Annotated in this window: 27 protein-coding genes and 1 tRNA gene; 12 read left to right on the forward strand and 16 right to left on the reverse strand. The window is 64.1% G+C overall.

Annotation, left to right across the window (positions count from 1 at the left end; genetic code table 11):
* Positions 1-93 precede the first annotated feature (93 nt).
* The 9 genes from hutI (at position 94) to JKL45_RS07195 (ending at position 9,940) form a co-directional block, all read left to right on the forward strand.
* Positions 94-1,296, forward strand: a complete 1,203-nt coding sequence (gene hutI, locus JKL45_RS07155; protein ID WP_201860426.1) for an imidazolonepropionase — start codon at positions 94-96, stop codon at positions 1,294-1,296.
* A gap of 11 nt (positions 1,297-1,307) precedes the next feature.
* Positions 1,308-2,840, forward strand: coding sequence for a histidine ammonia-lyase (gene hutH, locus JKL45_RS07160; protein ID WP_201860516.1), 1,533 nt, complete (start codon positions 1,308-1,310; stop codon positions 2,838-2,840).
* Positions 2,840-3,673, forward strand: coding sequence for an N-formylglutamate deformylase (gene hutG, locus JKL45_RS07165; RefSeq protein WP_201860427.1), 834 nt, complete (start codon positions 2,840-2,842; stop codon positions 3,671-3,673). Before hutH ends, hutG begins: the two co-directional genes overlap by 1 nt.
* Positions 3,674-3,688: 15 nt before the next feature.
* On the forward strand, positions 3,689-5,353 hold the full coding sequence (gene hutU / locus JKL45_RS07170; RefSeq protein ID WP_201860428.1) for a urocanate hydratase: 1,665 nt from the start codon (positions 3,689-3,691) through the stop codon (positions 5,351-5,353).
* Entirely contained in the window at positions 5,353-5,934 is a 582-nt protein-coding gene (locus tag JKL45_RS07175) for a HutD/Ves family protein (RefSeq protein ID WP_210345702.1), read from the forward strand. Before hutU ends, JKL45_RS07175 begins: the two co-directional genes overlap by 1 nt.
* Before the next feature lie 182 nt (positions 5,935-6,116).
* Positions 6,117-7,058 carry an ABC transporter substrate-binding protein gene (locus tag JKL45_RS07180; protein ID WP_201860429.1) on the forward strand — a complete coding sequence of 314 codons (942 nt, stop codon included), beginning with the start codon at positions 6,117-6,119 and terminating at the stop codon, positions 7,056-7,058.
* A gap of 97 nt (positions 7,059-7,155) precedes the next feature.
* Positions 7,156-7,932, forward strand: coding sequence for an ABC transporter permease (locus JKL45_RS07185; RefSeq protein WP_201860430.1), 777 nt, complete (start codon positions 7,156-7,158; stop codon positions 7,930-7,932).
* Complete coding sequence (locus JKL45_RS07190) at positions 7,929-8,720, forward strand: ABC transporter ATP-binding protein (RefSeq protein WP_201860431.1); 792 nt, start codon at positions 7,929-7,931, stop codon at positions 8,718-8,720. Before JKL45_RS07185 ends, JKL45_RS07190 begins: the two co-directional genes overlap by 4 nt.
* Before the next feature lie 104 nt (positions 8,721-8,824).
* Positions 8,825-9,940 carry a collagen-like domain-containing protein gene (locus tag JKL45_RS07195; protein WP_201860432.1) on the forward strand — a complete coding sequence of 372 codons (1,116 nt, stop codon included), beginning with the start codon at positions 8,825-8,827 and terminating at the stop codon, positions 9,938-9,940.
* 59 nt (positions 9,941-9,999) lie between these two features.
* Here the strand turns inward: JKL45_RS07195 and JKL45_RS07200 are convergent, their stop codons facing one another.
* The 8 genes from JKL45_RS07200 to JKL45_RS07235 all read right to left on the reverse strand — a co-directional run bounded on the left by JKL45_RS07200 (position 10,000) and on the right by JKL45_RS07235 (position 17,014).
* Positions 10,000-10,419: a hypothetical protein gene (locus JKL45_RS07200; RefSeq protein ID WP_201860433.1), complete on the reverse strand. Its 420-nt coding sequence runs from the start codon at positions 10,417-10,419 to the stop codon at positions 10,000-10,002.
* Positions 10,420-10,642: 223 nt separating this feature from the next.
* Positions 10,643-10,718, reverse strand: a tRNA-Phe gene (locus tag JKL45_RS07205).
* Between the two features lie 101 nt (positions 10,719-10,819).
* Positions 10,820-11,023: a DNA gyrase inhibitor YacG gene (gene yacG / locus JKL45_RS07210; protein ID WP_201860434.1), complete on the reverse strand. Its 204-nt coding sequence runs from the start codon at positions 11,021-11,023 to the stop codon at positions 10,820-10,822.
* Positions 11,024-11,107: 84 nt separating this feature from the next.
* Positions 11,108-11,758: a Maf-like protein gene (locus JKL45_RS07215; RefSeq protein ID WP_201860435.1), complete on the reverse strand. Its 651-nt coding sequence runs from the start codon at positions 11,756-11,758 to the stop codon at positions 11,108-11,110.
* A gap of 76 nt (positions 11,759-11,834) precedes the next feature.
* Positions 11,835-12,674: a CDP-alcohol phosphatidyltransferase family protein gene (locus JKL45_RS07220; protein ID WP_201860436.1), complete on the reverse strand. Its 840-nt coding sequence runs from the start codon at positions 12,672-12,674 to the stop codon at positions 11,835-11,837.
* Positions 12,675-12,785: 111 nt separating this feature from the next.
* On the reverse strand, positions 12,786-13,487 hold the full coding sequence (locus tag JKL45_RS07225) for a phosphatidylserine decarboxylase (protein ID WP_201860437.1): 702 nt from the start codon (positions 13,485-13,487) through the stop codon (positions 12,786-12,788).
* 54 nt (positions 13,488-13,541) lie between these two features.
* Positions 13,542-15,455, reverse strand: a complete 1,914-nt coding sequence (locus tag JKL45_RS07230) for an ABCB family ABC transporter ATP-binding protein/permease (RefSeq protein WP_201860438.1) — start codon at positions 15,453-15,455, stop codon at positions 13,542-13,544.
* A gap of 242 nt (positions 15,456-15,697) precedes the next feature.
* Positions 15,698-17,014, reverse strand: coding sequence for a LysM peptidoglycan-binding domain-containing protein (locus JKL45_RS07235; protein ID WP_201860439.1), 1,317 nt, complete (start codon positions 17,012-17,014; stop codon positions 15,698-15,700).
* Positions 17,015-17,142: 128 nt separating this feature from the next.
* On the opposite strand from JKL45_RS07235, the gene JKL45_RS07240 reads away from it, so the two are divergent.
* Positions 17,143-17,751: an LOG family protein gene (locus JKL45_RS07240; protein ID WP_246498355.1), complete on the forward strand. Its 609-nt coding sequence runs from the start codon at positions 17,143-17,145 to the stop codon at positions 17,749-17,751.
* Here the strand turns inward: JKL45_RS07240 and JKL45_RS07245 are convergent.
* From JKL45_RS07245 to cysS, 5 genes are all read right to left on the reverse strand, one after another.
* Complete coding sequence (locus tag JKL45_RS07245) at positions 17,748-18,509, reverse strand: hypothetical protein (RefSeq protein WP_201860441.1); 762 nt, start codon at positions 18,507-18,509, stop codon at positions 17,748-17,750. The genes JKL45_RS07240 and JKL45_RS07245 overlap by 4 nt on opposite strands.
* An 83-nt stretch (positions 18,510-18,592) precedes the next feature.
* On the reverse strand, positions 18,593-19,042 hold the full coding sequence (locus JKL45_RS07250; RefSeq protein ID WP_201860442.1) for a DMT family transporter: 450 nt from the start codon (positions 19,040-19,042) through the stop codon (positions 18,593-18,595).
* 169 nt (positions 19,043-19,211) lie between these two features.
* Complete coding sequence (cimA, locus tag JKL45_RS07255; RefSeq protein WP_201860443.1) at positions 19,212-20,807, reverse strand: citramalate synthase; 1,596 nt, start codon at positions 20,805-20,807, stop codon at positions 19,212-19,214.
* Entirely contained in the window at positions 20,804-21,313 is a 510-nt protein-coding gene (locus tag JKL45_RS07260; protein ID WP_201860444.1) for a GNAT family N-acetyltransferase, read from the reverse strand. Before JKL45_RS07260 ends, cimA begins: the two co-directional genes overlap by 4 nt.
* Positions 21,313-22,782 (reverse strand): cysteine--tRNA ligase, encoded by a 1,470-nt coding sequence (gene cysS / locus JKL45_RS07265; RefSeq protein WP_201860445.1) that lies wholly within the window; start codon positions 22,780-22,782, stop codon positions 21,313-21,315. The genes JKL45_RS07260 and cysS overlap by 1 nt, the downstream gene beginning before the upstream one ends.
* A gap of 122 nt (positions 22,783-22,904) precedes the next feature.
* Here cysS and JKL45_RS07270 point away from each other — a divergent pair, with 122 nt between their 5' ends.
* The gene (locus tag JKL45_RS07270; protein WP_201860446.1) at positions 22,905-23,399 is read left to right on the forward strand and encodes a hypothetical protein; all 495 of its coding nucleotides are present in this window, start codon (positions 22,905-22,907) and stop codon (positions 23,397-23,399) included.
* Positions 23,400-23,405: 6 nt separating this feature from the next.
* Here the strand turns inward: JKL45_RS07270 and JKL45_RS07275 are convergent, their stop codons facing one another.
* Positions 23,406-24,302, reverse strand: a complete 897-nt coding sequence (locus JKL45_RS07275) for a LysR family transcriptional regulator ArgP (RefSeq protein ID WP_201860447.1) — start codon at positions 24,300-24,302, stop codon at positions 23,406-23,408.
* 94 nt (positions 24,303-24,396) lie between these two features.
* Between JKL45_RS07275 and JKL45_RS07280 the strand changes: the two genes are divergently transcribed.
* A complete protein-coding gene (locus tag JKL45_RS07280; protein ID WP_201860448.1) occupies positions 24,397-25,008 on the forward strand; it encodes a LysE/ArgO family amino acid transporter in 612 nt (203 codons plus the stop codon).
* 5 nt (positions 25,009-25,013) lie between these two features.
* Here JKL45_RS07280 and JKL45_RS07285 read toward each other — a convergent pair whose 3' ends face one another.
* Positions 25,014-25,520, reverse strand: coding sequence for a CreA family protein (locus tag JKL45_RS07285; protein ID WP_201860449.1), 507 nt, complete (start codon positions 25,518-25,520; stop codon positions 25,014-25,016).
* A 62-nt stretch (positions 25,521-25,582) separates the two neighbouring features.
* Positions 25,583-25,966, reverse strand: a complete 384-nt coding sequence (locus JKL45_RS07290) for a VOC family protein (protein WP_201860450.1) — start codon at positions 25,964-25,966, stop codon at positions 25,583-25,585.
* Positions 25,967-26,058 lie beyond the last annotated feature (92 nt).

Below are 26,058 nucleotides of genomic sequence, written 5' to 3' on the forward strand. Positions count from 1 at the left end.
ACCCGACCATCAGAGCCGATCGAATACGTCTAGACAATATCGATTGTTTGCTTTTATGTATAGACATAATTGCAAACGAACCGGAGCAGGAACATGCGCTTCGACCGGGTCTGGCACAACGCTCGCCTTGCTACGCTTAAGGGCGATGGTCTCGGGATCATCGAGAACGGCGCCGTCGCGTCCAAGGACGGCCGCATTGCCTTTGCCGGACCTGTACAGGACATGCCCTCGGGCTGTGATGCCGCCGAGAGAATCGACTGCGAGGGCCGCTGGATCACTCCAGGCCTCGTCGATTGCCACACCCATCTGGTTTATGGCGGCGACCGCGCCCATGAGTTCGAGCTGCGCCTCAAAGGGGCGAGCTACGAAGAGATCGCCCGCGCCGGTGGTGGCATCGTCTCCACGGTGAAAGCCACGCGTGCAGCAAGCGAGGACGACCTCATTGCAAGCGCCCTGCCCCGGCTCGACCACCTGATTGCCGAGGGCTGCACCACCATCGAGATCAAGTCAGGCTATGGGCTCGACCTGGAGACGGAGGCGCGTTCCTTGCGCGCCGCACGCCGCTTAGGTGTCGAACGCCCCGTCTCCGTCACCACCACCTTCCTCGGCGCCCATGCCCTGCCGCCGGAAGCCAACGGCGACAAGGATGCCTATATCGAGAAGGTCAGCCGCGAGATGCTGCCGGCTCTGGCCCGCGAGGGATTGGCCGATGCGGTGGATGCCTTCTGCGAGGGCATCGCGTTTTCGCTCGAGCAGACCGCGCGGGTGTTCGAGGCTGCCAAGGCGCTGGGCTTGAAGGTCAAGCTTCACGCCGACCAGCTGTCCAATCTCCATGGAGCAAAACTCGCGGCTGATCATGGCGCCATCTCGGCCGATCATCTCGAATACACCGACGAGGAAGGCGCTGCCGCCATGGCGAAGGCCGGCACGGTGGCCGTGCTGCTGCCAGGCGCCTTCTACATGCTGCGCGAGACGAAGCTGCCGCCTATTGCAGCCTTCCGCGACGCCGGCACCCGCATGGCACTCGCGACAGACTGCAATCCCGGCACGTCGCCGCTGACCTCGCTGCTGCTCACCATGAATATGGGCGCGACCCTGTTCCGCATGAATGTCGAGGAATGCATCGCCGGCGTGACGCGCGAAGCAGCCCGCGCACTCGGAAAGCTCGATGAGATCGGCACGCTGGAAGCCGGCAAGAGCTGCGATCTCGCCATCTGGAACATCGAACGACCGGCCGAACTCGTCTACCGCATCGGCTTCAACCCGCTTCACGCCCGTGTCTGGAGGGGACAGTGACACAGACCATCATGCTTCATCCCGGCTCGGTTTCTCTGACTGACTGGCGCAGCGTCTATTTCGGCGCCGACATTGCACTGGATCAGGATTGCCGCAGGGCCATCGAGGCGAGCGCCAAGACCATCGAGACCATCGTGGCGAAGGGTGATCCGGTCTATGGCATCAACACCGGCTTCGGAAAGCTCGCGAGCGTGCGCATCGGCACCGCCGATCTCGCGACGCTCCAGCGCAACATCGTGCTCTCTCACGCTGCCGGTGTGGGCGAGCCTCTGCCAGCCGCGGTGGTGCGCCTCGTCATGGCCCTCAAGCTGGCAAGCCTCGCGCAGGGCGCGTCAGGCGTGCGCTGGTCCACCATCGAGCATCTGACCGCCTGCCTGAAGGCGAACCTCATCCCCGTCATTCCGGGCCAGGGCTCGGTTGGCGCCTCGGGCGATCTTGCCCCGCTGGCCCATATGACGGCAGCCCTCATGGGCGTCGGCGAATTCTTTGTCGATGGTACACGCGTGAAGGCGGAAGCGGCCCTCGCCCGTGTCGGTCTCACGCCGCTGGTCCTCGGCCCCAAGGAGGGCTTGGCGCTTCTCAACGGCACACAGGTGTCGACCGCACTCGCGCTCGCGGGCCTGTTCGAGGCCGAGCGCGTGTTCCGCGCAGGCCTGATCACCGGAGCGCTTGCCACCGATGCGGCTAAGGGTTCGGACGGGCCGTTCGACGAACGTATCCAGAAGCTGCGGCGCCATCGCGGACAGATCGAGGTCGCGGCCTCCCTGCGGGCTCTGATGGCAGGAAGCGCGATCCGCGCCTCGCACCTCACCACCGACGACCGCGTGCAGGACCCGTACTGCCTGCGCTGCCAGCCGCAGGTGATGGGCGCGGTGCTCGATCTGCTGCGGCAGGCAGGTGAGACACTCGGCACCGAGGCGAACGGCGTCTCCGACAACCCGCTCGTGTTCTCGGATACGGGCGAAGTCATCTCCGGCGGCAACTTCCATGCGGAACCGGTGGCCTTCGCCGCCGACATGATCGCCATGGCGCTCTGCGAGATCGGCTCGCTGGCTGAGCGGCGCATCGCCATGCTGGTCGATCCGACCCTTTCGGGCCTGCCCGCCTTCCTCACGCCGAAGCCGGGCCTCAACTCGGGCTTCATGATCCCGCAGGTGACGGCTGCAGCACTCGTATCCGAGAACAAGCAGCGCGCTTATCCGGCCAGCGTCGACTCGATTCCGACCTCCGCCAATCAGGAGGACCACGTGTCCATGGCGACCCATGGCGCCCGCAGGCTCCTACCGATGGCGATGAACACCGCGAATGTCATCGGCATCGAATACCTGGCCGCCGTCCAGGGCTGCGACTTCCACGCGCCGATGACATCGAGCGAGCCCCTGGAGCGCGCCCGTGCCTTGCTGCGTGCGCAGATTCCGCACCTCGACGACGACCGGCACATGGCGCCCGAGATGGAAGTGGCCACGGCTCTCGTTGCCTCCGGCGCCCTCGTCGACGCGGTTGGCGGCGACGTGCTGCCGCTTGTCACGAACGAGGCGGAGTGATGAGCACGGTGTTTCCGGACTGGCTCACAGTCACCCGTGGTGATGCGCCGCTTGTCGTGAGCCTGCCGCATACCGGCACCGAAATCCCGTCTGAGTATGAGCGCGGCCTCGTCTCGCCCTGGCTCGCGCGCAAGGATGCGGATTGGTGGATCGAGCGGCTCTACGACTTCGCCGCGAGCTTAAACGCCACGGTGATCTGCACGACCATCTCCCGCACGGTGATCGACGTGAACCGCGACCCATCCGGCGTGTCGCTCTATCCGGGACAGGCGACGACGGAGCTATGCCCCACAACCACCTTCGACGGTGAGCCGCTCTATGAGTCTGGCTCGGAGCCGCCGACGGAGGAGGTCGCCGAGCGCCGCGCCCGCTTCTTCGATCCTTATCACACGACGCTCCGCGCCGAGATCGACCGGCTGCGCGCCAAGCACGCCAATGTGGTGGTCTATGACTGCCACTCGATCCGCTCGGTGATCCCCCGTCTGTTCGAAGGAGCCCTGCCCCACTTTAACATCGGCACCAACGGCGGCACCACCTGCGCGCCTGCTTTGAGCGAAGCCATCGAAAAAATCTGCGTGAGCAGCGGCTTCAGTCATGTGGTCAACGGCCGCTTCAAGGGCGGCTACATCACCCGCAGCCTTGGGCGCCCTGAGGCCGGCGTTCATGCCGTCCAGATGGAACTCGCCTGCCGCGGCTACATGCGCGAGCCGCTTGGACCCGTCTCCGATGGCGCGTGGCCGGCCGCTTACGACCAAGATTATGCCGCACCGATGCGCGCTGCCCTCACGCTCATCTTACAAACCTGTCTCGCCTTCGCTCAATCCAAAGCCTGACCCGAGGATCATCCCATGACCCGCATCGACAACGCCCGCGTGATCCGCGCTTCCCATGGCACAGAGCTGTCCGCCAAGAGCTGGCTGACGGAGGCGCCTCTGCGCATGCTGATGAACAACCTCGATCCGATGGTCGCCGAGAAGCCCGGCGAGCTCGTCGTCTATGGCGGCATCGGCCGCGCCGCGCGCGACTGGGACAGCTTCGACCGCATCGTCGCGGCCCTGAAGAATCTCAATGATGACGAGACGCTGCTCGTGCAGTCGGGCAAGCCCGTGGGCGTGTTTCGGACGCACGCGGACGCGCCGCGCGTGCTGATCGCCAATTCCAACCTCGTGCCGCACTGGGCCACCTGGGACAAGTTCCACGAGCTCGACCGCAAGGGGCTGATGATGTACGGCCAGATGACGGCCGGCTCCTGGATCTATATCGGCACGCAGGGCATCGTGCAGGGCACCTACGAGACCTTCGTGGAAGTGGGCCGCCAGCACTACAACGGCGACCTCTCCGGCCGCTGGATCCTCACGGGCGGCCTTGGCGGCATGGGTGGCGCGCAGCCGCTTGCCGCCACCATGGCCGGCGCTTCGTGCCTGGCGGTCGAGTGTCAGCCGAGCCGCATTGAGATGCGCCTGCGCACGGGCTATGTCGATCAGCGCGCCGACACGCTCGACGAGGCTCTCGCCATCATCGAGCAATCCTGCCGCGACAAGAAGCCGGTCTCCGTCGGCCTCCTCGGCAACGCCGCCGAGATCTTCCCCGAGATCTACCGGCGCGGCATCCGTCCCGACGCGGTGACGGACCAGACCTCGGCGCACGATCCCATCAACGGCTACCTGCCGGAGGGCTGGACGCTGGCTGAATGGGAGGCCAAGCGCGAGAGTGATCCGAAGGCCGTGGAGCATGCCGCCAAGCAATCCATGGCCGAGCACGTGCGCGCCATGCTCGACTTCCACAAGGCCGGCGTGCCGACCCTCGATTACGGCAACAACATCCGCCAGATGGCGAAAGAAGAAGGCGTCGACAACGCGTTCGACTTCCCGGGCTTCGTGCCGGCCTATATCCGCCCGCTCTTCTGCCGTGGCATCGGGCCGTTCCGCTGGTGCGCGCTCTCGGGCGACCCGGAGGACATTTACAAGACCGACGCCAAGGTGAAGGAGCTGCTGCCGGACAACAAGCACCTGCACAACTGGCTCGACATGGCGAAGGAACGCATCAAGTTCCAGGGCCTGCCGGCGCGCATCTGCTGGGTGGGCCTCGGCGACCGCCATCGCCTGGGCCTCGCCTTCAATGAGATGGTGGCCAAGGGCGAGCTGAAGGCCCCCATCGTGATCGGCCGCGACCATCTCGATTCCGGCTCGGTCGCGAGCCCCAATCGCGAGACGGAAGCCATGAAGGATGGCTCGGACGCCGTCTCCGACTGGCCGCTCCTGAACGCGCTGCTCAACTGCGCGTCGGGCGCCACCTGGGTGTCGCTGCATCATGGCGGCGGCGTCGGCATGGGCTTCTCGCAGCACTCGGGCATGGTGATCGTCTGCGACGGCACGCCGGAAGCGGCCAAGCGCGTCGAGCGCGTGCTCTGGAACGATCCGGCGACCGGCGTCATGCGCCATGCGGATGCGGGCTACGACATCGCGGTGGACTGCGCCCGCGAGCACGGCCTCAATCTGCCGAGCCTGGACTGATGAAAGCGAGCGTCATCCGCAACGAGGATCTCGTTCGCGTGCCGTGGAAGAACGGGGGCGGCACCACTGCGGAGGTTGCGGCCTTTCCGGAGGGATCCGGCTTCGACACATTCGGGTGGCGCATCAGCATGGCGGATGTCGTCTCCGATGGACCGTTCTCGGTCTTTCCGGGAATCGACCGCACCCTGATCGTCGTCGAGGGCGAAGGCATCGAGCTCGATGTGGAAGGAATCGCCTATCCGCTCGACAAAGCGTCTCCCAAGCTGTCCTTCTCCGGTGACGACATCACGAGCGGGCGGCTCCTCTCAGGGCCGATCCGCGATCTCAACGTCATGACCCGGCACGGGCAGTTCAGTCACCGGACGCGGTTCGTGCAATCCGGCGTGGCGCTGTTGGCGGAAGAGACGTGCACGGCCTTTCTCGTGCCCCTCGATGGCTCCTTTGACGTCACGCTCGATGCGGCCATCCACTCGCTCCAGGTGCTGGACGTGCTGATGCTGGGGGCGACGCAGGATCTCATCCTGCTTTCCGGATCCGGTCGGGCGCTTCTCGTCGAGATCGCGCCGGAAGCATCGGCATAAGAGTGCACATTCGGCCGATGGTGCCTAAAACTATGGCAGGACGAAATGTCTATACATTTGACATTGCCGCTTCGTCATGGTGCCATTCGCCCGCACATAGAAGAACGCCGCCCGAGAGACAAAACCTTTCAGAGGGTGCGGTCGGCAGAACGAGTCAGGGAACTGAAATGACGGAGGCTGCAATGAAGGCAGTATTGGGTGGTTTGGCCGTGTTGGCGCTGGCGGCAGGGTCCGCCTCGGCGCAGGAGACGAAGGTGGCTGTCGGCATCTCGGGCTGGACGGGCTTCGCGCCCCTGACGCTCGCGAAGGAAGCCGGCATCTTCAAGAAGAATGGCCTCGACGTGACGATCAAGAAGGTCCCGCAGGCCAGCCGTCACCTCGCCATCCAATCCGGCGACATCCAGTGCGCCGCCACGACGGTCGAGACCTGGATCTCATGGAATGCCAACGGAGTGCCCACCAAGCAGATCTTCCAGCTCGACAAGAGCTTCGGCGCCGACGGCATGGCGGTGCGGAACGACGTTGCTTCCATCAAGGACATCAACGGCAAGCAGGTGGCAGCCTCCGCGCCCGGCACGTCGCCCTATTTCGTGCTCTCCTGGATGCTGAAGAAGAACGGGCTGTCCGTGAAGGACGTGACCGTGGTCAACATGGAGCCGGGCCCGGCCGCGCAAGCCTTCATCGCCGGCCAGAATGACGTCGCCATGACATACGAGCCCTATCTCTCCTCCGTGCGCGCCGCTCCGCAATCCGGCAAGATCATTGCCACCACCCTCGACTACCCGGCCGTGATGGACACCTTCGGCTGCACGCCGAAGTTCCTCACCGACAATCCGAAGGCCGCGAAGGCTCTGGCCGACAGCTATTTCGAGGCGCTCGAGATGATCGCCAAGGATCAGGCCAAGGCCTACGAGATCATGGGCGCCGACGTGAAGCAGACCGGCGAAGCCTTCGGCAAGTCGGCCCAGTTCCTGCGCTGGCAGGACCGCGAGGCCAACAAGAAGTTCTTTGCAGGCGAGTTCAAGACCTTCTCGGCCGAGGCCGCCGACCTGCTGCTCGAAACCGGCATCATCAAGCAGAAGCCGGATATGGAAGCCCTGGCGGATACCAGTTTCATCCAGTAACGCATTCTCCCGGCGGCCCGATATCTGTCGGGCCGCCTCATCCATTCTTCACAAGCGCCATCCGGAATGCACGTCCGGATCGCAGAGCAGATCCTTCATGCCTCGTCCTCTCGAACCGGTCAGCCAGGGCACGCGCGTCACGCTCGGCATCTCCTTCTTCGTCCTCTTCGTGCTGGCCTGGGCCTTCGCGACGCTCGGCGGTTTCGTCTCGCGCACCTTCCTGGCCGATCCCATCACCATGCTGCAGGATGGCTGGCTGCTGCTCACGCGCTTCGGTTTCCTGGGCGACATCGGCATCACCGTCTGGCGCGTGGTCGGCGGCTTCGTTCTCGCGGCTGCCATCGCCGTGCCGCTCGGCATCCTGATGGGTGCGTACAAATCTTTCGAGGCGTTCCTCGAGCCTTTCGTGTCCTTCGCCCGCTACCTGCCGGCCTCCGCCTTCGTGCCCCTGCTCATTCTGTGGGCCGGCATCGGCGAGATGCAGAAGCTCCTGGTCATCTTCATCGGCTCGGTCTTTCAGATCATCCTCATGGTGGCCGTGGCTGTTGGCAACACGCGCCGCGATCTCGTCGAGGCTGCCTACACATTGGGCTCTTCTGACCAAGGTGTGGTGAAGCGCGTGCTCATCCCGGCCAATGCGCCGGAGATCGCCGAGATCCTGCGCCTCGTGCTCGGCTGGGCTTGGACCTATGTGATCGTCGCGGAACTGATCGGCTCGTCCTCGGGCATCGGCCACATGATCATCGACAGCCAGGCGCTTCTCGCTACGGGTCAGATGATCTTCGGCATCATCATCATCGGCATTATCGGTCTGATCTCAGACTTCCTGTTCAAAGCCGTCAACCGCAAGCTCTTCCCGTGGAGGCTCGCATGAGCAACACGATCCTCCAGATCGACAACGTCTCGCGTGTGTTTCCCGGCGTGCGCGGCGGCGCGCCCGTGCGGGCGCTCGAGCCCACGAACCTGCAGGTGGAGCAGAACGACTTCATCACCATCCTGGGCCCCTCCGGCTGCGGAAAATCCACGCTCTTGCGCATCGTGGCAGGCCTCGACCGGCCGACCGACGGGCGCGTGCTGCTCAACGGGCGCGAGATCAAGGGTCCCGGCGCCGACCGGGGCATGGTATTCCAGTCCTACACCCTGTTCCCGTGGCTCACGATTGCCGAGAACATCGCCTATGGCCTGCGTGAGAAGGGCGTTCCAAAGGCGCAGCGCCAGGAGATCGTCGCCTCCTACACGGAGAAGGTAGGCCTGCGCGGTTTCGAGAACCACTACCCCAAGCAGCTCTCCGGCGGCATGCAGCAGCGCACGGCCATTGCCCGCGCACTCGCCAACGATCCTGAGATCCTGCTGCTCGACGAACCCTTCGGCGCCCTCGACAACCAGACGCGCGGATTGATGCAGGAATTGCTGCTCGGCATCTGGGAGCGCGAGCGCAAGACCGTGCTTTTCGTCACGCACGACATCGAGGAAGCGATCTTCCTCGCCTCCCGCGTCATCGTCATGTCGGCCCGCCCCGGTCGCATCAAGGCGGACATCCCCGTCGACCTGCCGCATCCGCGACATTACCGGATGAAGACCACACCGGAATTCTCAGACCTGAAGGCGCAGCTCACGGAGGAGATCCGTGTCGAGGCGATGCAGGCGGAAGGCGTCCACTGATATTGTTTGTGCGTGCGACGCGCATCCGAGATATCCCTTCCGGATGAATTGACCCATCGCCCCCGTTCAGGAGACGCTTTGAGCTTCTGAGCGGGGAAGGCACGATGCTCAAGCGCCTGTTGGTCGGGTCCATTTTCATCGCAAGCCTGTCTCCCGCCATGGCCGATATCCTGATCGACCAGGCGATGATCACCGGTGGGGAGTTGCGTGTCGTTGGCCGCCTAAGCAAGCCGCGCCAGACACCGGTCACCCTCGACGAGCAGCATCAGACGAGAACCGACGCCAACGGACGCTTCACTTTCCGTCTCGCCTATCATCCCGCCACCTGCATCGTGAACATCCAGGCCGAGGACGAGCAGCGTCAGGTCGTCGTTGGCTTCTGCGGTCAAAGAGGCCCTGGCAGCACGGCCAATGCCGCAGCCGCTGCTCCCGCCCAACCTGGACCAATGGGACCTCAGGGCGAGCCCGGACGCGACGGGGCTCCGGGTCCGCAGGGTCCCGCCGGACCTGAGGGGCCCGTGGGCCCACAGGGCCCGCAGGGCGTCGCCGGCCTCCCCGGCCCCCAGGGCGAGCCCGGGCGCGATGGTCCTCCGGGACCTGCTGGTCCCGCCGGCCCGCCTGGACCTCCTGGCACCCCGGAGACACGCACCCTCGCGGAGGGGCAGCCTGGCCCTGCGGGTCCGATCGGGCCTGAAGGCCCCCTGGGGCCTCCCGGTCCCCAAGGCCCGCAAGGTCTGGCGGGACATCAGGGCCCTCAGGGGCCGCAGGGCGTCCCTGGCCCGCGAGGAGAGCCAGGCCCGGCCGGTCCCTCGGGTCCGGCAGGACCTTCCGGACCTGTTGGGGCGATAGGCATGGCGGGCCCTGCAGGATCTCCAGGACAGCAGGGGGTCGCCGGCGAGATCGGGCCTATCGGGCCTCCCGGTCCCATGGGCCCGATAGGCCCTGCCGGTCTGACGGGTCCTGTTGGCCCGACCGGTCCCGAAGGAAAGTCGGGCCCGGAGGGCAAACCCGGCTTGGCGGGAACGGTCTTGCGGGTCTTCGTGCAGGAATGCGCCTCTCAGGCCCGCTGCACGGCACGCTGCGGCGAGGATGAGTATCCGATCAACGGCACCTGCAACCGCGGCGACCGCTTCGATATGGACGAGGCAGGCGTGTATTGCTTCTCTACCACGGAGAGCCCGAAAGGCATGATTGCCCGGGCAATCTGCGCGAGGAAGTAAGCCGGATTGAAGTTCGGAGAGAACACAGGATCAGCGACAGGGCCGATCCCACGATGGCGTCAGCGCAAAGCGCGTTGAGCGCTTCGAGACCGCATGACTGGCTCGTCGTAAGGAGCCGGGGCAAAGGAGCTGTTGTGCGGGTGCGGATTCCAACCTTCGCCTGATGAGGTCGTGGCCTTCAGCACACCGGACCAGCGCAGCTTGAAATGGCTGGCCGCTTTCGCGTCCTTGAACCCGACGAGGCCCCAGGCATCGAGCAGGCGGTAGAAGTCCCACGCGCGCCCTTGATGCTCCAGCCACGCGACAACCTCGGGCTTCAGGCCCTTCTGCTGCTCGTCCCACACGTCCCAGTTATTGATCATGTAAACGAAGGGCCAGCGTCTCGCATAGGCGTCGATGCCGTAACAGGCGGATGAAGCCATCTCCTCGTCGCGCCAAGTCTGGCTGATGACGTCCTTCAACGATGTCAGATCCGTCATCGGCTGCCCCCGCTTCTGCACGCCCATATGGGTTAGGAATCTGCCCATTTTTAGGCACGGCGCAGGATTGATGTACCTCTTTTGAGGTAAAGGAAAACCAATCTTTTCGCTTCAGCCGCGCGGCAATCGAGCGCCTCACAAGAAAAAGCCGACCCGCATCAGACGAGATGACGGGCTGGGCTGAAGCGGAGCCCTCAAACCTTCAAGATTTAGGAGAGAAAAGTGGTGCCCAGGGACGGAGTCGAACCGCCGACACTGCGATTTTCAGTCGCATGCTCTACCAACTGAGCTACCTGGGCATCTGATGCGCGGCAAGGCCGGGCGCGTCGTGGAGGGGTGTATAGTCAGACTGGGACCCGCTGTCCAGCGGGTTGGCGGAGAAAAATGCGATTGAGACCGATCACGTCTCCCGGCGGTCCTCGTCCGGGTCGTCGGGTTCGCTCTCCACGACCGGAATGGCGTAACTGCCGGTGAGCCAGCGGTTCAGGTCCACGTCGGCGCAGCGACGGGAACAGAACGGGCGATACTGCGCCTCGGTCGGCTTGCCGCAGATCGGGCATTTGCCTGTGGCGCCCAGGGGCTTGTTCTCGTTGGCGGCGTTCATCCCTCGCCTCCTTTCCTTCACGGATTGCAACGTGGTTGCTGCCTCCACCCGATGCAAGACCGGGTCAAGCCATGAGGAGCAGTCTCAGGCCGCGTCAAGCCAGGAGAAGCGCACGGGATAGCCTTCCCCGTCGAGCAGGGAGACGGACTCGTAAAGAGGCAGGCCGACCACGTTCGAGTAGGAGCCGACGAGCTTGACCACGAAGGTGCCGGCAAACCCCTGGATGGCATAGCCGCCGGCCTTGCCACGCCACTCGCCCGAGGCGAGATAGCGCTCGAATTCGTCCCGCGAGAGACGCTTGAAGCGCACCCGCGTCTCCACGAAGCGCTCGCGGATCGTGTCCTTGGGGGTGATCAGGCAGACGGAGGTGTAGACCCGATGCTGGCGGCCCGAGAGCAGGCGCAGGCAGCCTGCGGCCTCATCGGCCACCTCGGCCTTGGGCAGAACCCGCTTGCCGACCACCACGACCGTATCGGCGGAGAGGATATAGGAATTCGCCAGATCCTCGCGGGTGCGGGCCACCCTCCGGGCCACCTCGGCCTTCGAGCGGGCCAAGCGCTTGGCCAGGTCCTTGGCGCTCTCATTTTTCAGCGGCGTCTCGTCCACGTCGGCCGGCAGAAGTGCATCGGGCTCGATCCCTGCCTGCTGCAGAAGAGCAAGCCTGCGGGGCGAGGCGGACGCGAGAACGAGCTTCGGACGCGTGCTGGAATTCGACACCTCGGAAGACGACGCCACTTTTTTCTCCACGCTCCGGAAACACAATAAGGCTCAGGCTAGATCCGGTGACAACATGGCACCGGCAGAACTTGAATCAAGCGGCCGGCGGTTCCGGTTCGGATCCCGGTGCCTGCACCTGCACGGCATAGGCGCGATCGAGCTGGCGATAGCGCATGACGCTCAAGGGAATCGACGCAAGGAACAGCACCGTGATGACGGTGAGCATCTCCCAGGGGAAGTTCGCCAGGAGCCCGAAAACAGCCGCCGACAGGACGAAGATCGGCAGAACCCAATGGCGCGGCACCCTCAATCCGATAGTCTTGCCCGAATAGACCGGGATGGTGGAAACCATCAGGAAGGCCAGACCGAGCAGGTAGACGAGCGCAATCGGAGCGGCGGCAGCGCCCATCGGGACGCCCAGGAACGAGAGATAGAGGGGCAGCATCGAGGTCAGGGCGCCTGCGGGCGCCGGCATGCCGGTGAAGAAGTTCTTCTTCCACTCGGGCCGGTGGGGATCGTCCAGCATCACGTTGAACCGGGCCAGACGCAGGACCATGGCGATGGCAAAGACCAGCACGGCGATCCACCCGACCGCTTTCAGTTCGTTCAGCAGGAAGCTGTAAAGGATGAGGGCCGGCGTCACGCCGAAGTTCACGAAATCCGCGAGCGAGTCGAGTTCCGCGCCGAACCGGGACGTGCCCTTGAGCATGCGCGCCACCCGGCCGTCGATCCCGTCCAGCAATGCCGCCACCACAATGGCGACAACGGCCGGCTCATAGCGCCCCTCGAAGGCCAGCCTGATCGCCGTAAGCCCGAGGCACAGGGCGATCAGGGTGATGATGTTTGGAATGATGACCCGCACCGGAACCGGCTTGAAAAGCCGTTTGCGCGGCTCGTTCGGATCGGGGGCGAAGGGGGGAAAAAGATCGCTCATGCCATGACATCTAGGGGGGGCCAGCTTAACCGGCAACCAAGATCGGAGGTGTTTCCCCTGTCATGGGAACGGCTCCGATCCTTCCAAAGCCTCATTTTCCCGAAACCGGCCTTACCCGACCCGGTACTCGCGCGCTGGCTCGTTGGCCGTCAGATCCGCCAGCACCGTCTCGCCCGCGACCGCCGTCTGGCCGAGGCCGACGAGAACCTGGGCGTTGAGCGGCACGAAGATGTCAAGGCGGGAGCCGAAGCGGATCAGGCCGAAACGCTCGCCGGTGCTCAGGTGGTTGCCCACCTTCACGAAGGACACGATGCGGCGCGCCACGAGGCCGGCGATCTGGACCACGCCGATCTTGGCGTGCGCCGTCTCGATGACGAGGGCGTTGCGCTCGTTGTCCTCGCTCGCCTTGTCGAGCTCGGCATTGAGGAACAGGCCTGGCGTGTAGAGGATCTGGGTGATGCGTCCGGTGACCGGCGCGCGATTCACGTGGCAGTCGAACACGTTCATGAACACCGAGATCCGGGTCATGGGCTCGGGCGGCAGGTCGAGCTCGGCCGGGGGCACGGCGGTGGTGATGAGGTTCACCCGGCCGTCCGCCGGAGACACCACGAGACCCTCGCGCACGGGCGTCACCCGCGGCGGATCGCGGAAGAAGTAGCAGACCCAAACGGTCAGGATGGCGCCGATCCAGCCCAGCGGCGACCAGAGCCAGGCCAGCACGAGCGTCGCGAACAGCGCGATCAGGATGAAGGGATAGCCCTCCTTGTGGATCGGCACGAAGATGCGGCGCATCGATTCCAGGACGTCGGTCATATTTTCTCAAGCCTTAACAAGTTTGCGTGGGGATGGCAGGCATAAAGCTTCCCGTCAACCTTCCACGCTCTCGGGGCTGCGCTCCTCTGCTTCAGCCCGCTTGAGGGCTTCCCGTGCCTGATCGGCCTCGCGCTGGCGATTCCACATGGCGGCATAGACCCCGCCGTGGGCCAGAAGGGTCGCGTGGTCGCCGCGCTCGACGATCCGTCCGTGATCGAGGACGATGATCTCGTCGGCGCCGATGACTGTGGACAACCGATGGGCGATTACCAGGGTGGTGCGGCCACGGCTGACCCGGTCGAGGGCATCCTGGATCTCCTTCTCGGTGAAGGTGTCCAGGGCCGAGGTCGCCTCGTCGAGCACCAGGATCGGCGGAGCCTTGAGAATGGTCCGGGCGATCGCCACCCGCTGCTTCTCGCCGCCAGAGAGCTTCAGGCCGCGCTCGCCGACAGGGGTGTCGTAGCCCTCCGGCAGGAGGCCGATGAACCGGTCGATCTGGGCGAGGCGGGCCGCCTCCCTCACCTCCTCGGGCGTCGCATCCCAGCGGCCATACTGGACGTTGTAGCCGATGGTGTCGTTGAACAGCACCGTGTCCTGCGGGACCATGCCGATGACCTTGCGCAGGGATGCCTGCTGCACCTCGGCGATGTCCTGGCCGTCGATGAGGATCCGGCCGCTGGCAGGCTCGTAGAAGCGGAACAGCAGGCGTGAGATCGTGGACTTGCCAGCGCCTGAGGGGCCGACGATCGCCACCGTGTGCCCGGCCGGCACCTCGAAGCTCACGCCCTTGAGGATCGGCCGCTCCGGGTTATAGGCGAAATGCACGTCCTCGAAGCGCACCACCGCCTGGTTCACCTGAAGCGGCTGGGCGCCGGGCTTGTCCTGGATCTCGGGGTTGCGGTCGATGATCTGGAACATGTCGTCGATGTCGATCAGCGCCTGCTTGATCTCGCGGTAGAGCATGCCCATGAAATTCAGCGGGATATAGAGCTGTACGAGCATCGCGTTGACGAGCACGAAGCTGCCGATGGAGGCATTGCCCGTCATGATGTCCCGCGCGGCCAGCACCATCACGATAGCCATGCCGATGGAGAAGATCACCGCCTGACCGGCATTGAGCACGGCGAGCGACGTATAGGTCTGGGTCGAGGCCTTCTCGTAGCCGGCCATGGAGCGGTCGTAGCGGGCGGTCTCCCGTTGCTCGGCGCCGAAATACTTCACCGTCTCGTAGTTCAGGAGCGAGTCCACCGCCTTGGTGTTGGCGTCCGTATCCGAGTCGTTCATCTGCCGGCGGATCGAGATCCTCCACTGGGTCGCCTTGTAGGTATAGGCGAGGTAGATCACCACCATGACGAAGACGACGGCCGAATAGACCCAGTTGAACTCCCAGGCGAGCAGGCCCAGCACGAGGACGAACTCGAGAATTGTGGGCAGAAGCGTCAGCACCACGAGGCGCGACAACTCCTCGATGCCTTCGCGGCCGCGCTCGAGCACGCGGGTCAGTCCGCCGGTCTTGCGCTCCAGGTGGAAGCGCAGGGACAGGCGGTGCATGTGCTCGAAGGTCTGCAAGGCGAGCTGTCTCACCGCATGCATGGCCACCTTGGCGAAGATGCCGTCGCGAACCTGCGTCAGCAGCGCCATGAGGATGCGGGTGAGGCCATAGATCGCCGTCAACAGGATCGGTGCCTTCCAGATCCATGACCCGGTCGTGGCGGCCACCTCGGTTGCCTGGTTGCCGCTGCTGGTTACAGCCACAAGCGCGTCCGTCGCCCATTTGAAGGCAAACGGCGTGACCATCGTGACGCCCTTGGCGACGAGCAGCAGGCCAAAGGCCAGGAAGACCCGCCGCTGGAGGTCCGGCCGGCCGTGGGGCCAGATATAGGGCCAGAGCTTCTGCCAGGTGGCGGTCAAGCCGCTCGGCTTGGACCGGGCTGCGCCTGTCGTCGGGACTGCGGTGGAGGGAGGCATTCTTGAGGATCCAATCGAAATCTGGACCCGATATAGGCGATCGGCAGGGTGAATTCACCCCGAGTTTGTAATTGTTCCACTTCTACGCCTCGGTGCAGCGTCTCTCGCGGCTCGTCGCACTCTGCGCGTCATGGCCGGGCCATCCCGATACGGAGAATCGCTACGCCCTCTCAATCGAGATCACCGGCACAAGGCCGGTGATGACAAAGGAGGTGAACTTTTGATCATTGCTTCTGAGGGACTCAGTTGCTCTTGGGCTCCTGCTCGCCCGGCAGCACGAAGACCTGGCCTGGATAGATCAGGTCCGGGTTGCGGATCTGCTCCTGGTTCGCGCCGAAGATCACCGTGTAGCGAAGGCCCTTGCCGTAGACCCGCTGGCTGATGCGCCAGAGATTGTCGCCGCGGGACACGATGGCGGTGTTGATGTTGGGGATCACCACCGTGCCGGCATCGGCCACCTGCGTCTGCGGCAGGGCTGAAGCCACCTCACGCGAGGTCTGCGGCTGAGCGGGCACCGGGGAGCCGGATGCGCTGGCCTGAGCCGTCGCAGGAGCCTGAGCCGAGGCGACCTGGGCCGGCACGTTGAAGCCGACCTCGGCCCTGGACCTCACCTGACCGGAGACAGGATCCACGTCGTCGAGACGGATCCGGTAGTCGCCGGGCTTCACCCCGCTGGCGATGGAGAAGGAGACCTTGCCGTCGCCTCCGGCTCCACCGGGGGCGATGAAGCTCTCGTTGAGATAGAGACGAATGGTGGCTCCAGGCGAGGACTGGCCGGACACATAGAGCTTCCCCTCCTCCGCCTCGACCGTCACGATCTTGATCTCAGGCCGGGCAGTGGGAGCCGCCGGCGCTGGCGCGGTTGGTGCCGGCGGGGAAATGGTCGGAGCGGCGCCAGCCTGCTGCTGCGCAGAAGGAGCGCTAGGCTCGGCGGGCTTGGTTTCGGGATTCGACGCCTCGGCCACCTTGGCCGCAGGCGGCTCGGGGTTGGACAGAACCACCGTGGGCGAGTCTGGAGAGGTCAGGGTCACCAGCGGGCGGGTCTTGCCGTCCGTGATGACGACCGTGACGGCCTGGGCGGAACGCTGGCGCGTTCCATCCGGCGCAATGGATTGCAGGACCACCTGATGGGATCCGGGCGGCAGCGGCGGCGGCACGATGGCGAAGAGACCGGACGCATCGGCCGCGGCGCGGGCATGGACCTGGTCACCCCGGAGAAGCTCGATGGTGGCCCCGGGCGCGGCGCGGCCGGCAATGACGCTCTCCCCGTCCGGCTCGACACGCACGAGGTCGAAGGACGGGACGACCGGGGCTTCCTTGACCTGTGCCGGAGGCGCCTCGCTGGAAGACGGCGGCTTGGCGGCGGCCTGCTGCTGGCCGGGTGTGGGCTGGGCCGGAGGGGCGGACGGCTGCGCCGTCTGGGCAGGCGCTGCGTTCTGGGAGGTTTCAGGCTTTCCGGACCAGGACCAGTACAGCACGCCGAGGAGCACCGCGACGACGGCCGCGGCAGCGGCGCCGAGAAGCGCGATCGTGCCCTTTAACTCTTTCGGTTGCGCCATGATGCTTTTTCTCAAACGCGGCACTTTCCGCCATTTAATCCGTTTATCTTTCAAAAGGCTACGGCCATAAAGGACAAATAATGCACTACGACTCAGCCAGGGAGGCTCCCCGCCTCCCCGAAATGCCCATGTCATCTGTCAAATCGATCAAATCCATCTGCGTCTATTGCGGCTCCGGCTTCGGAGACGACCCCGTTTTCGCTGAGAATGCGGCGGCATTGGGCCGCTTCATGGCCGAACAGGGGATCAATCTCGTCTATGGCGGCGGCAATGTGGGCCTGATGGGCACCGTGGCCCAGTCCGTCCTCGATCATGGCGGTTATGTCACAGGCATCATCCCGGAATTCCTGAAGTCCCGAGAGAAGCTCCTCGATGACGTGCAGGAAACCATCGTGGTGCCGGACATGCATACCCGCAAGCGGCTGATGTTCGAGAAGGCCGACGCCTTCGTGGCCATGCCCGGCGGCATCGGCACCTTGGAGGAACTCGTCGAGCAGATGACCTGGTCGCAGCTCGGCCGACACACCAAGCCGATCCTGATGCTGAGCACCCAAAGCTTCTGGAAGCCTCTCCTGACCCTTATCGCACACATGCGCGACCAGGGCTTCATCCGTCCTGGTCTGGAACTCAACTACCTCGTGGCCGAGCGCGTCGAGGAGGTGATCCCGATGCTGGAGAACGCCGCCCGGCGGGTCGGAATCGTGGGCAACGAAGAAGCCATCGAGCGCCGGTTTTAAAGGGCGCTCTCCTCCATCTCGTTTGCGAGATTATGTCCGGAGATGCGAACCAGCGAGTCGTTGCGAAGTTCGTAGACCACGCTTCCGTTCACCCTGGTTCCATCTTCCCATGCCCCTACGTAGCGAACGATGAACTGAGGGCCGTTCACATGCCAAAGACCTTCAATTGAGCGGCATGGTTTATCGCTCAGCTCACAACTGTCGCCGCCCAAGGAAATCCCTTCTTTAGGGCCGATAGGAGCCATGCGACCGTTCCGGATCAGGAAAAGGCTCGCATATTTGTAAGTGTAGCCCTGGAACGTGCCTCCCCCCTCGATGACGATGCCTGCCTCAAGGCCCAAGCGCAGAGGCTTGACTCTTCCAGGGCTTCCCCAAGTGCCCTCTTCCGTAAAAGTATCATGACTACCTACAGGCTTCAGCCTGCCGTTATCGAAGTTGAGAAAGTCGGCACTGATCTTCGCGCCGCAGCCGTGACAAGCCTCGCCTGGCACCCCTCCGAGCGTGATAAAGACCACGAATTTGTTGAACGACAAGGCTTGGTAAGGGTAGCGACAAGGGGTGCTGCTATGATGCAGCTTACGGGGCCTTTCCAGAATACCTGGATAAGCAGCCTTGAGTGCCTGACGAAGCAGAGGCTTGGTTGCGACGATCTTCCGTGTGCTCGGACACAGCGGCAGTTCCGATGGCGCGTCGGCAGCCTGAACGGGGTAGCAGGTGCCGATTAAAAAGAGTGATGGGAGAACCCACATTTTGAGCATCGAACGATCTTTCCTCCCCTACAGCAGGACATCGAGCCCTGTCGAGGCAAGCAGATGTTCGAATTGTTATCACAAATCATAACTTAGCCTGTGCGGGACAACACGAGCCCGCCCAGGATCATGCCCGCTGCCAGAAGCCGCTGCCATGTGATCGCCTGGACCGGTAGGCCAAACGCCCCTAAGGCATCGAGAACCAACGCGGCTACGACCTGCCCGAAGATCAGGGCTGCCACGGTGCTGACGACGCCGAGCTGCGGCACGCCCCAGATCACGATGGCGACATAGAATGCGCCCAGCAATCCGCCGAGCCAGGACCACCATGGCGCTGCCGCAACGGCACTGCCCGACGGCCACGCACCCCGGAACGCGCTGACGACGGCAAGGATGAGAAATCCGATTCCGAAAGAAATGCAGGCGGCCAGCACCGGATCACCGAGCGACTTCGCCAGCGCGGCATTGATGGGTGCTTGGGCGGAGAGAAAAACACCGCCCAGGAGAATTCCAAGGATCGGCAATAGGAGGGAGACGCTCATGGGATCACCTCGGACTCGATTCGGCTTCAGCGACGTCGAACTCATACACGGTCCTCATCCTGAGGAGGCGCGGTAGCGCCGTCTCGAAGGAGGCTCCAGTGCTCTCTGAAACCTCCTTCGAGACGCAGACTAACGTCTGCTCCTCAGGATGAGGTTGAGTTTGGTTGTCTCAGAGCGCCGCTCCGCCCTTCAAAAGCTTGTAGACCATCGAATCCGTCAGGGCCTGGAAAGAGGCGTCGATGATGTTGGGGGAGACGCCGATGGTGGTCCAGCGCTCGCCCGTTCCATCGGAAAACTCGATCAGCACGCGCGTCACCGCATCCGACCCGCCCTGGTAGATGCGCACCTTATAGTCGACGAGTTCCAGATCCTGGATCAGATGCTGGTACTTGCCGAGGTCCTTGCGGAGCGCAACGTCGAGCGCGTTCACCGGGCCGTTGCCTTCGGCGGCCGAGATCAGAACCTCATCGCCGACGCGCACCTTCACGATGGCCTCGGACGCGGTGACCATTTCGCCGACCGCATTGAAGCGGCGCTCCACGTTGACGGAAAAACGCTCCACGTCGAAGAAAGCCGGCACCTCGCCCAGCATGCGTTTGACCAGCACGTAGAAGGACGCATCCGCACCCTCGAAGGCGAAGCCCTCCGACTCCTTGCGCTTCACCTCGTCGAGCACACGGGCGATGCGCGGATCGCCCTTTTCGAGTTCGAACCCGCAGCGCTTGAGTTCCGCCAGGATGTTCGACTGACCGCCCTGATCCGACACCAGAACCTTGCGCGCATTGCCGACGACGTCGGGCTCCACATGCTCATAGGTGCGCGGATCCTTGAGCACCGCGGAGGCATGGATGCCGGCCTTCGTGGCGAAGGCGCTCGAACCCACGAACGGCGCGTGGCGGTTCGGCTGGCGGTTGAGGATCTCGTCCACCTGTCGCGACACATGGGTGAGCTGGCCCAAGGTCTCATCGGTGACGCCGAGGTCGAAGCGGGCGGCATAGCCGTCCTTCAGTTTCAGCGCGCCGATCAGCGTGATGAGATTGGCGTTGCCGCAGCGCTCGCCGAGGCCGTTGAGCGTGCCATGGATCTGGCGCGCTCCGGCCTCGACAGCCGCGAGGGAATTAGCAACCGCGCAGCCGCAATCGTCATGAGCATGGATGCCGAGATGCGCGCCCGGCACCACCTTCACGACCGCCGAGACGATCTCCGTCACCTCATGGGGCAGCGTGCCGCCATTGGTGTCGCAGAGCACGACCCAGCGCGCGCCCGCTTCATACGCGGTCTTCACACACGAGAGCGCGTAGTCGGGATTGGCCTTGTAGCCGTCGAAGAAATGCTCGCAATCGACAAGCACCTCGCGGCCCTTGGCGCGGGCGGCCTCGACGCTCTCGTGAATGCCGGCGAGGTTCTCCTCAGGCGTGGTCTCCAGCGCCACGCGGACATGATAATCCCAGGCCTTGGCGACGAAGCAGATGGCGTCGGCCTCGGCTTCGAGCAAAGCCGCCACGCCGGGATCGTTCGAGACGGAGCGCCCCGCCCGCTTCGTCATGCCGAAGGCCGTGAACTTGGCGTTTTTCGTGCGTTTTTCAGCAAAAAAGGCGGTATCCAGCGGGTTCGCCCCCGGATAGCCGCCTTCCACGTAATCGATGCCGAGCCGGTCGAGGAGCGTGGCGATCGCCTTCTTGTCCTCGAGCGAAAAATCGACCCCCGTGGTCTGCGCCCCGTCGCGCAGGGTGGTGTCGAAAAGGGTGACGCGGTCTCGGCTCATGATGACAACTTCCTGTCTTCCTGGGGCGTCAGACGCTTTTCCATGGTGGTGGTGCCGAGCCATTCGTCGCCGAGCGGCACCGTGTTGCGGCGCTGCGGCTGGAAGCCATGCTTCTGAAAGAACGGCAGCGCGTTGTCGCTCACCTCGGCGACGAGACGCGGGGCGCCGCGTGCACCGGCGAGCTTCTCGACCGCATCGAAGAGCATCGTGCCGATGCCTTGGCCTGCCACGGCCGGGTGCACGTAGAACAGCTCGATCAGCTCGTTGTCCTTGAGCGCAATGAAGCCGACGGGCGAGCCCTCGACGGTGGCCACCAGCGTGAGGCTTTTGTTAAGCTTCTCGGCAAAGGCATCGTCCTCGGCGCGGGCGATCCACGCTTCCTGCTGGCTCTCGCTGTAATCCTCGCCGGTCAGCTCCGCGATGCTGTCCTCATAGATGTCGACGAGCAGCGGCAGATCGGCCGGCAGGAAGGGCCGAAGCCCCGGTTTCGGCAATGCCTGTCCCATCAACGTGCAACCTCCCAGGTGGTGGTGCCGTCCTTGTTGTCCTTCACCACGACATTCAAAGCCGCAAGCTCATCGCGGATGCGGTCGGACTCGGGCCAGTTCTTCGACGCACGCGCTTCCTTGCGGGCGGCAATCAGCGCCTGGACCTGCGCAGCATCGACGTTCAGCGCCGATTGCTTGCGCGCCTTCCACGCCTCCGCCCCTTCGAGCAGGAAGCCCAGGGCACGAAGGTTCGCGCCGAGTTCTTCATGAGCGCTCTGCCCGTCGAGGGCATGAAGCTCCGCCAGCATCTTCGGTGTGTTGAGGTCATCGCTGAGCGCATCGACGATGTGGTCCGAAACAAAAGCAGTCTCTCCCCTGCCTGCCAGCTCGTACCAGCGGTCGAGGGTCTTCTCGCTTTCCTCAAGCCCCTTCACCGTCCAGTCGATCGGCTGGCGGTAATGAGTGCGCAGCATGTTGAAGCGCAGCACCTCGCCCGGCCAGTCCTGCAACAGCTCGTTGATTGTGAAGAAGTTGCCGAGGGATTTCGACATCTTCTCGCCTTCCACCTGCAGGAAGCCGTTGTGCATCCACACATTGGCCATGCGCGGCGTCTCGAAGGCGCAGCAGGACTGCGCGATCTCGTTCTCGTGGTGCGGGAAGACAAGATCGATGCCGCCGCCGTGGATGTCGAAGATCTCGCGGGCGTTCGGATCGGCGCAGGTGAGCCTTGTCTCGAAAGCCTGGACGAGGTGCCGCCACGCCATGGCCGAGCACTCGATGTGCCAGCCCGGGCGGCCCGGTGTCTGGATGCCGGCCGGCGAGGCCCAAGCCGGATCCTGCGGGCCCGAGGGCTTCCAGAGCACGAAGTCCATGGCATCGCGCTTGTAGGGCGCCACATCCACGCGGGCGCCGGAGAGCAGTTCGTCGAGAGAGCGCTTCGAGAAGGCGCCGTATTTCGGCACGCCGGACAGGTTCTGCATGGCCGAGACCGAGAAGAGCACGTGCTCCTCGGCCACATAGGCTGCCCCGCGGGCGATCAGCCGCTCGATGATCATGCGCATCTCGTCGATATGCTCGGTCGCCCGGGGCTCGACGAAGCGCGGGGGCTGGTCAGCTTCGTTCACATCCTCGGGCATGAGCACGCCGAGCGCCCGGATGTCCGCGTGGAACTGCTCCTCGGTCTTCCCCGTCACGACCCGGATCGCCTCGTTGTGCGGCATTCCCGGGCAATCCCGGGCCGCGCGGGCGTTAATCTTGTCGTCCACATCGGTGATATTGCGCACATACGTCACGGCCTGCTTGCCGTACACATGTCTCAACAGACGGAAGAGAAGGTCGAAGACGATGATCGGGCGGGCGTTGCCGATGTGGGCGTAGTCGTAAACGGTGGGTCCGCAGACGTAGAGGCGCACGTTCTCAGGGTCGATCGGGACGAAATCGTCCTTCGACCGGGTCAGCGTGTTGTAGAGGCGAAGCTTGGCCGCCATGAAACCATACCCCTGTCAGGCCGCGGGCCGGAGGGTGGTTTCGATCTTGGAATGAGAACGAGACGGCTCCAGCCAGCGAAGTGCGCTAGCCGCAAATAATCCCGGAAATGAGGATCGTTGCCGTGTTCATGAAGCCATCAATGCCTTTTCAGGCAGAAGCCGTCAAGATTTCCGAATTGGTAATCATGTTTAATTTGCACGGCCGCATGAAACGGGTTCAGCTTGAGCGCGTTAGAGCTTTGTTCACGCACACTCGCGCCATAATGGCACGAGTTCAAACAAAGAGGTCTTCGATGCGCCGCGCATTTGCCATGCTCGGAATGGGTACTGCCGTGTTTTTTGCCGCCGCGTCCCTGACGCTGCTTCCCAATGGTACCCAGGCCTCTTCCACAGAAGCGACCTTCATGATCCCCGCCGCCGACGGCTATGGCGTTGCGGAATGCCTCATAGGAAACCAGGCTTGTGGCCAAGTTGTGGCAACCGCCTGGTGCGAGGCTCATGGATACACCAAGGCCGTTTCCTTCCGTCAGATCTCGCCGGAAGAAGTCACCGGCACCATCCAGAAGGCCTCGTTCGGCCCCAAGGATCCGCCGGTCTCCGTGACCTGCTCGAACTAAGGCCGGTCATACGCGAGACGGCATTGGCGAAAGCATGGCCCGGGCAGTCGACAGAACGGCTCGGGTCAGATCGGCTAGCAGAGGACCGACGATCCGGCTCTGCTGCCAGTAAAGCGGGACCTCGAACGGTTCAGAGGGCTCCAGCGCCACAAGGCGTCCTTCGCGAATATGCTCCTGAACCGTCGATTCCAGGTTCATCCCCCACCCCAGTCCTGCAAGGGCCGCATCCACGAAGGCCTGCGATGACGGCAGCCAGTGGACAGGCGGCCTGACATCGGTGCCAAGCGCCCTTTTGAGCCAGAGCGCCTGAAGCTGATCCTTCCGGTTGAAGACGAGACACGGCGCCCGAGAGGCCGATGGTTCATCCAGTCCGTCCGGAAGCCAACGTTCCACAAATCCTGGGCTGGCGGTCGCGAGGTAGCGCAGGGCGCCGAGAGAATAGCAATTGCATCCCTGGATCGGCTTGCCGTGCGAGGTCACGGCCGCCACGACCTCGCCGCGTCGCAGCCATTCGGCGCTGTGATCCTGGTCATCCACCACGAGGTCGAACAGGAAGCCCTCGGTCTCGGCCATCGCCGGGATGAACCAGGTGGCGAGACTGTCCGCATTGACGGCGATGCGCAGGGTCACGGGGCGGCTCTCGGGCTGAAGACCCGGCAGATTCTGGCGCAGGGAACTCTCGAGCAGGGCAACCTGCTCCACATGCTGGCACAGGCGCTGGCCGGCCTCGGTCGCCAGACACGGCTGGCCCCGCACCACGAGAACGGTCCCGATCCTCTCCTCCAGAAGCTTGATCCTTTGGGAAATGGCGGAAGGCGTCACGTTTAGCTGCTCCGCCGCCCGCTCGAAGCTACCGGTGCGCACCACGGCGGCGAGCGCGGACAAAAGGGCGTAATCCAGCATCAGATTAGTTTCTCTAAACCCGCAGCAGAGACTTTAACTGTTCTAATCCTATGCTGGGGCGTAGGAGACGTCGACTCCTCTCAAGGCACTCGACATGACAGCTCCCCTGCTCGCTGGCTTTCTCCTCGGCCTCAGCCTCATCCTGCCCATCGGGGCTCAGAACGCCTTCGTGCTGCGCATCGGCCTACGGGGCGAGCATGTGCTGGCCGTTTGTCTCACCTGCGCGCTCTCGGACGCCGTGCTTATCCTGGCCGGCGTCTCGGGCTTCGCGCAGCTGAGCGCACAGGTACCCTGGGCCGAAACCGTTCTGCGCTACGGAGGCGCTGCGTTCCTCCTGGCTTACGGGGTGCGCAGCTTCATGGCCGCCTTCGGGTCGGAAGCCTTGAGGCCATCCGAGGCGACGCCAGCGACCTTAAGCCGGGTGGTTCTCACGAGCCTTGCCCTCACATGGCTCAACCCGCACGTCTATCTCGACACGGTGGTCCTGATCGGCTCGATCTCGACTCAGTTCGACGAGGGCAAGGGATTGTTCGCCGCCGGGGCCACGCTGGCCTCCTTCGTGTTCTTCTTTTCACTCGGCTATGGAGCGCGCCTGCTGAAACCGCTGTTCGCCCGACCGGTCACGTGGCGCGTCCTCGATGTGGCGATCGGCGTCATCATGTGGGCGACGGCGGCAAGGCTGCTCGTAAGCGAAAGCGCGGGCTGAACGCTCTACGAGTTCATCCACTCCCCGCATTTCGGAGGCGCCTCGGTGCCCCAGGGCATCAGCGGCACGGTAGAGGTGGAGTTCTTGGGCGAGCCTTCGATGGGCCGGTCCGAATAGACCATGTAGACCAGGGTGTTTCGCTTCACGTCACAGCCGCGCACGATCTGCATCTTCTTGAAGATGAGCGAACGGCGCTCGCTGAACACGACGTCGCCCTGGCCGAATTTCTGCTTGAACTTCACCGGCCCGACCTGCCGGCAGGCAAGCGAGATGTCGGACACCTCCTCGGCGACGCCAAAGGTGCCGGCAATGCCGCCGCGTTCCGGGGTCGTGTAGTGACAGGCCACGCCTTCAACGACGGGATCGTCGATGCCGTAGATGGCGAGCTTGTCGTCCGGGGTGAGCGCCCGCCAGACCGTCGACTTCTTGAAGATCAGGTCGGGCTCCTGGGCCACGGCACCAGTGGCGGCAGCCAGGGTGAGGGTCAGGGCAAGGGCAATTCGGGCAAGCATCGTCAGTTCGTCTCCCACGGTTACGCTGTCATGTGGGGATGGTTCAGGGGTTTGACGAGAGGCTATTCGGGCTGATGGCAGACGATGCAGATCTTGTTGCCGTCGAGGTCGCGAAAATAGGCGCCGTAATAATCCTTGTGATAATGCGGTCGAAGACCCGGCTGCCCCTCGTCCGTCCCTCCCTGCCCCATGGCGGCCGCATGGCAGGCGTCCACCAGGCTGCGTTTGGGCGCGAGAAGGGCGATCATGGCTCCGTTCCCAACACTCGGGGTCTCTCCGTTGAAGGGCCGCGCCGCCAGGAACTGCGGCGGCCCTCCGGGCGCCCCCCATCCGACGAGCATGTCGTCCGCATACCGCACCTCGTGCCCGAGCGGCGCGAGGACGGCATCGTAGAACACCCGGGCCCGGGCGAGGTCATTTGCCCCGATGGTCGTATGGGAGTACATGCTGGATCTCGTCTCAGGGTCGCTCATGCGGGAAGGCTAGACAGCTTCCCCTGGAGCGGGCAAGGCGTTAATCACAATAGGGTCAAATTCGG

It is taken from the genome of Microvirga soli, from assembly GCF_016734765.1.
In the GTDB taxonomy this organism is placed as follows: Bacteria; Pseudomonadota; Alphaproteobacteria; order Rhizobiales; family Beijerinckiaceae; genus Microvirga; species Microvirga soli.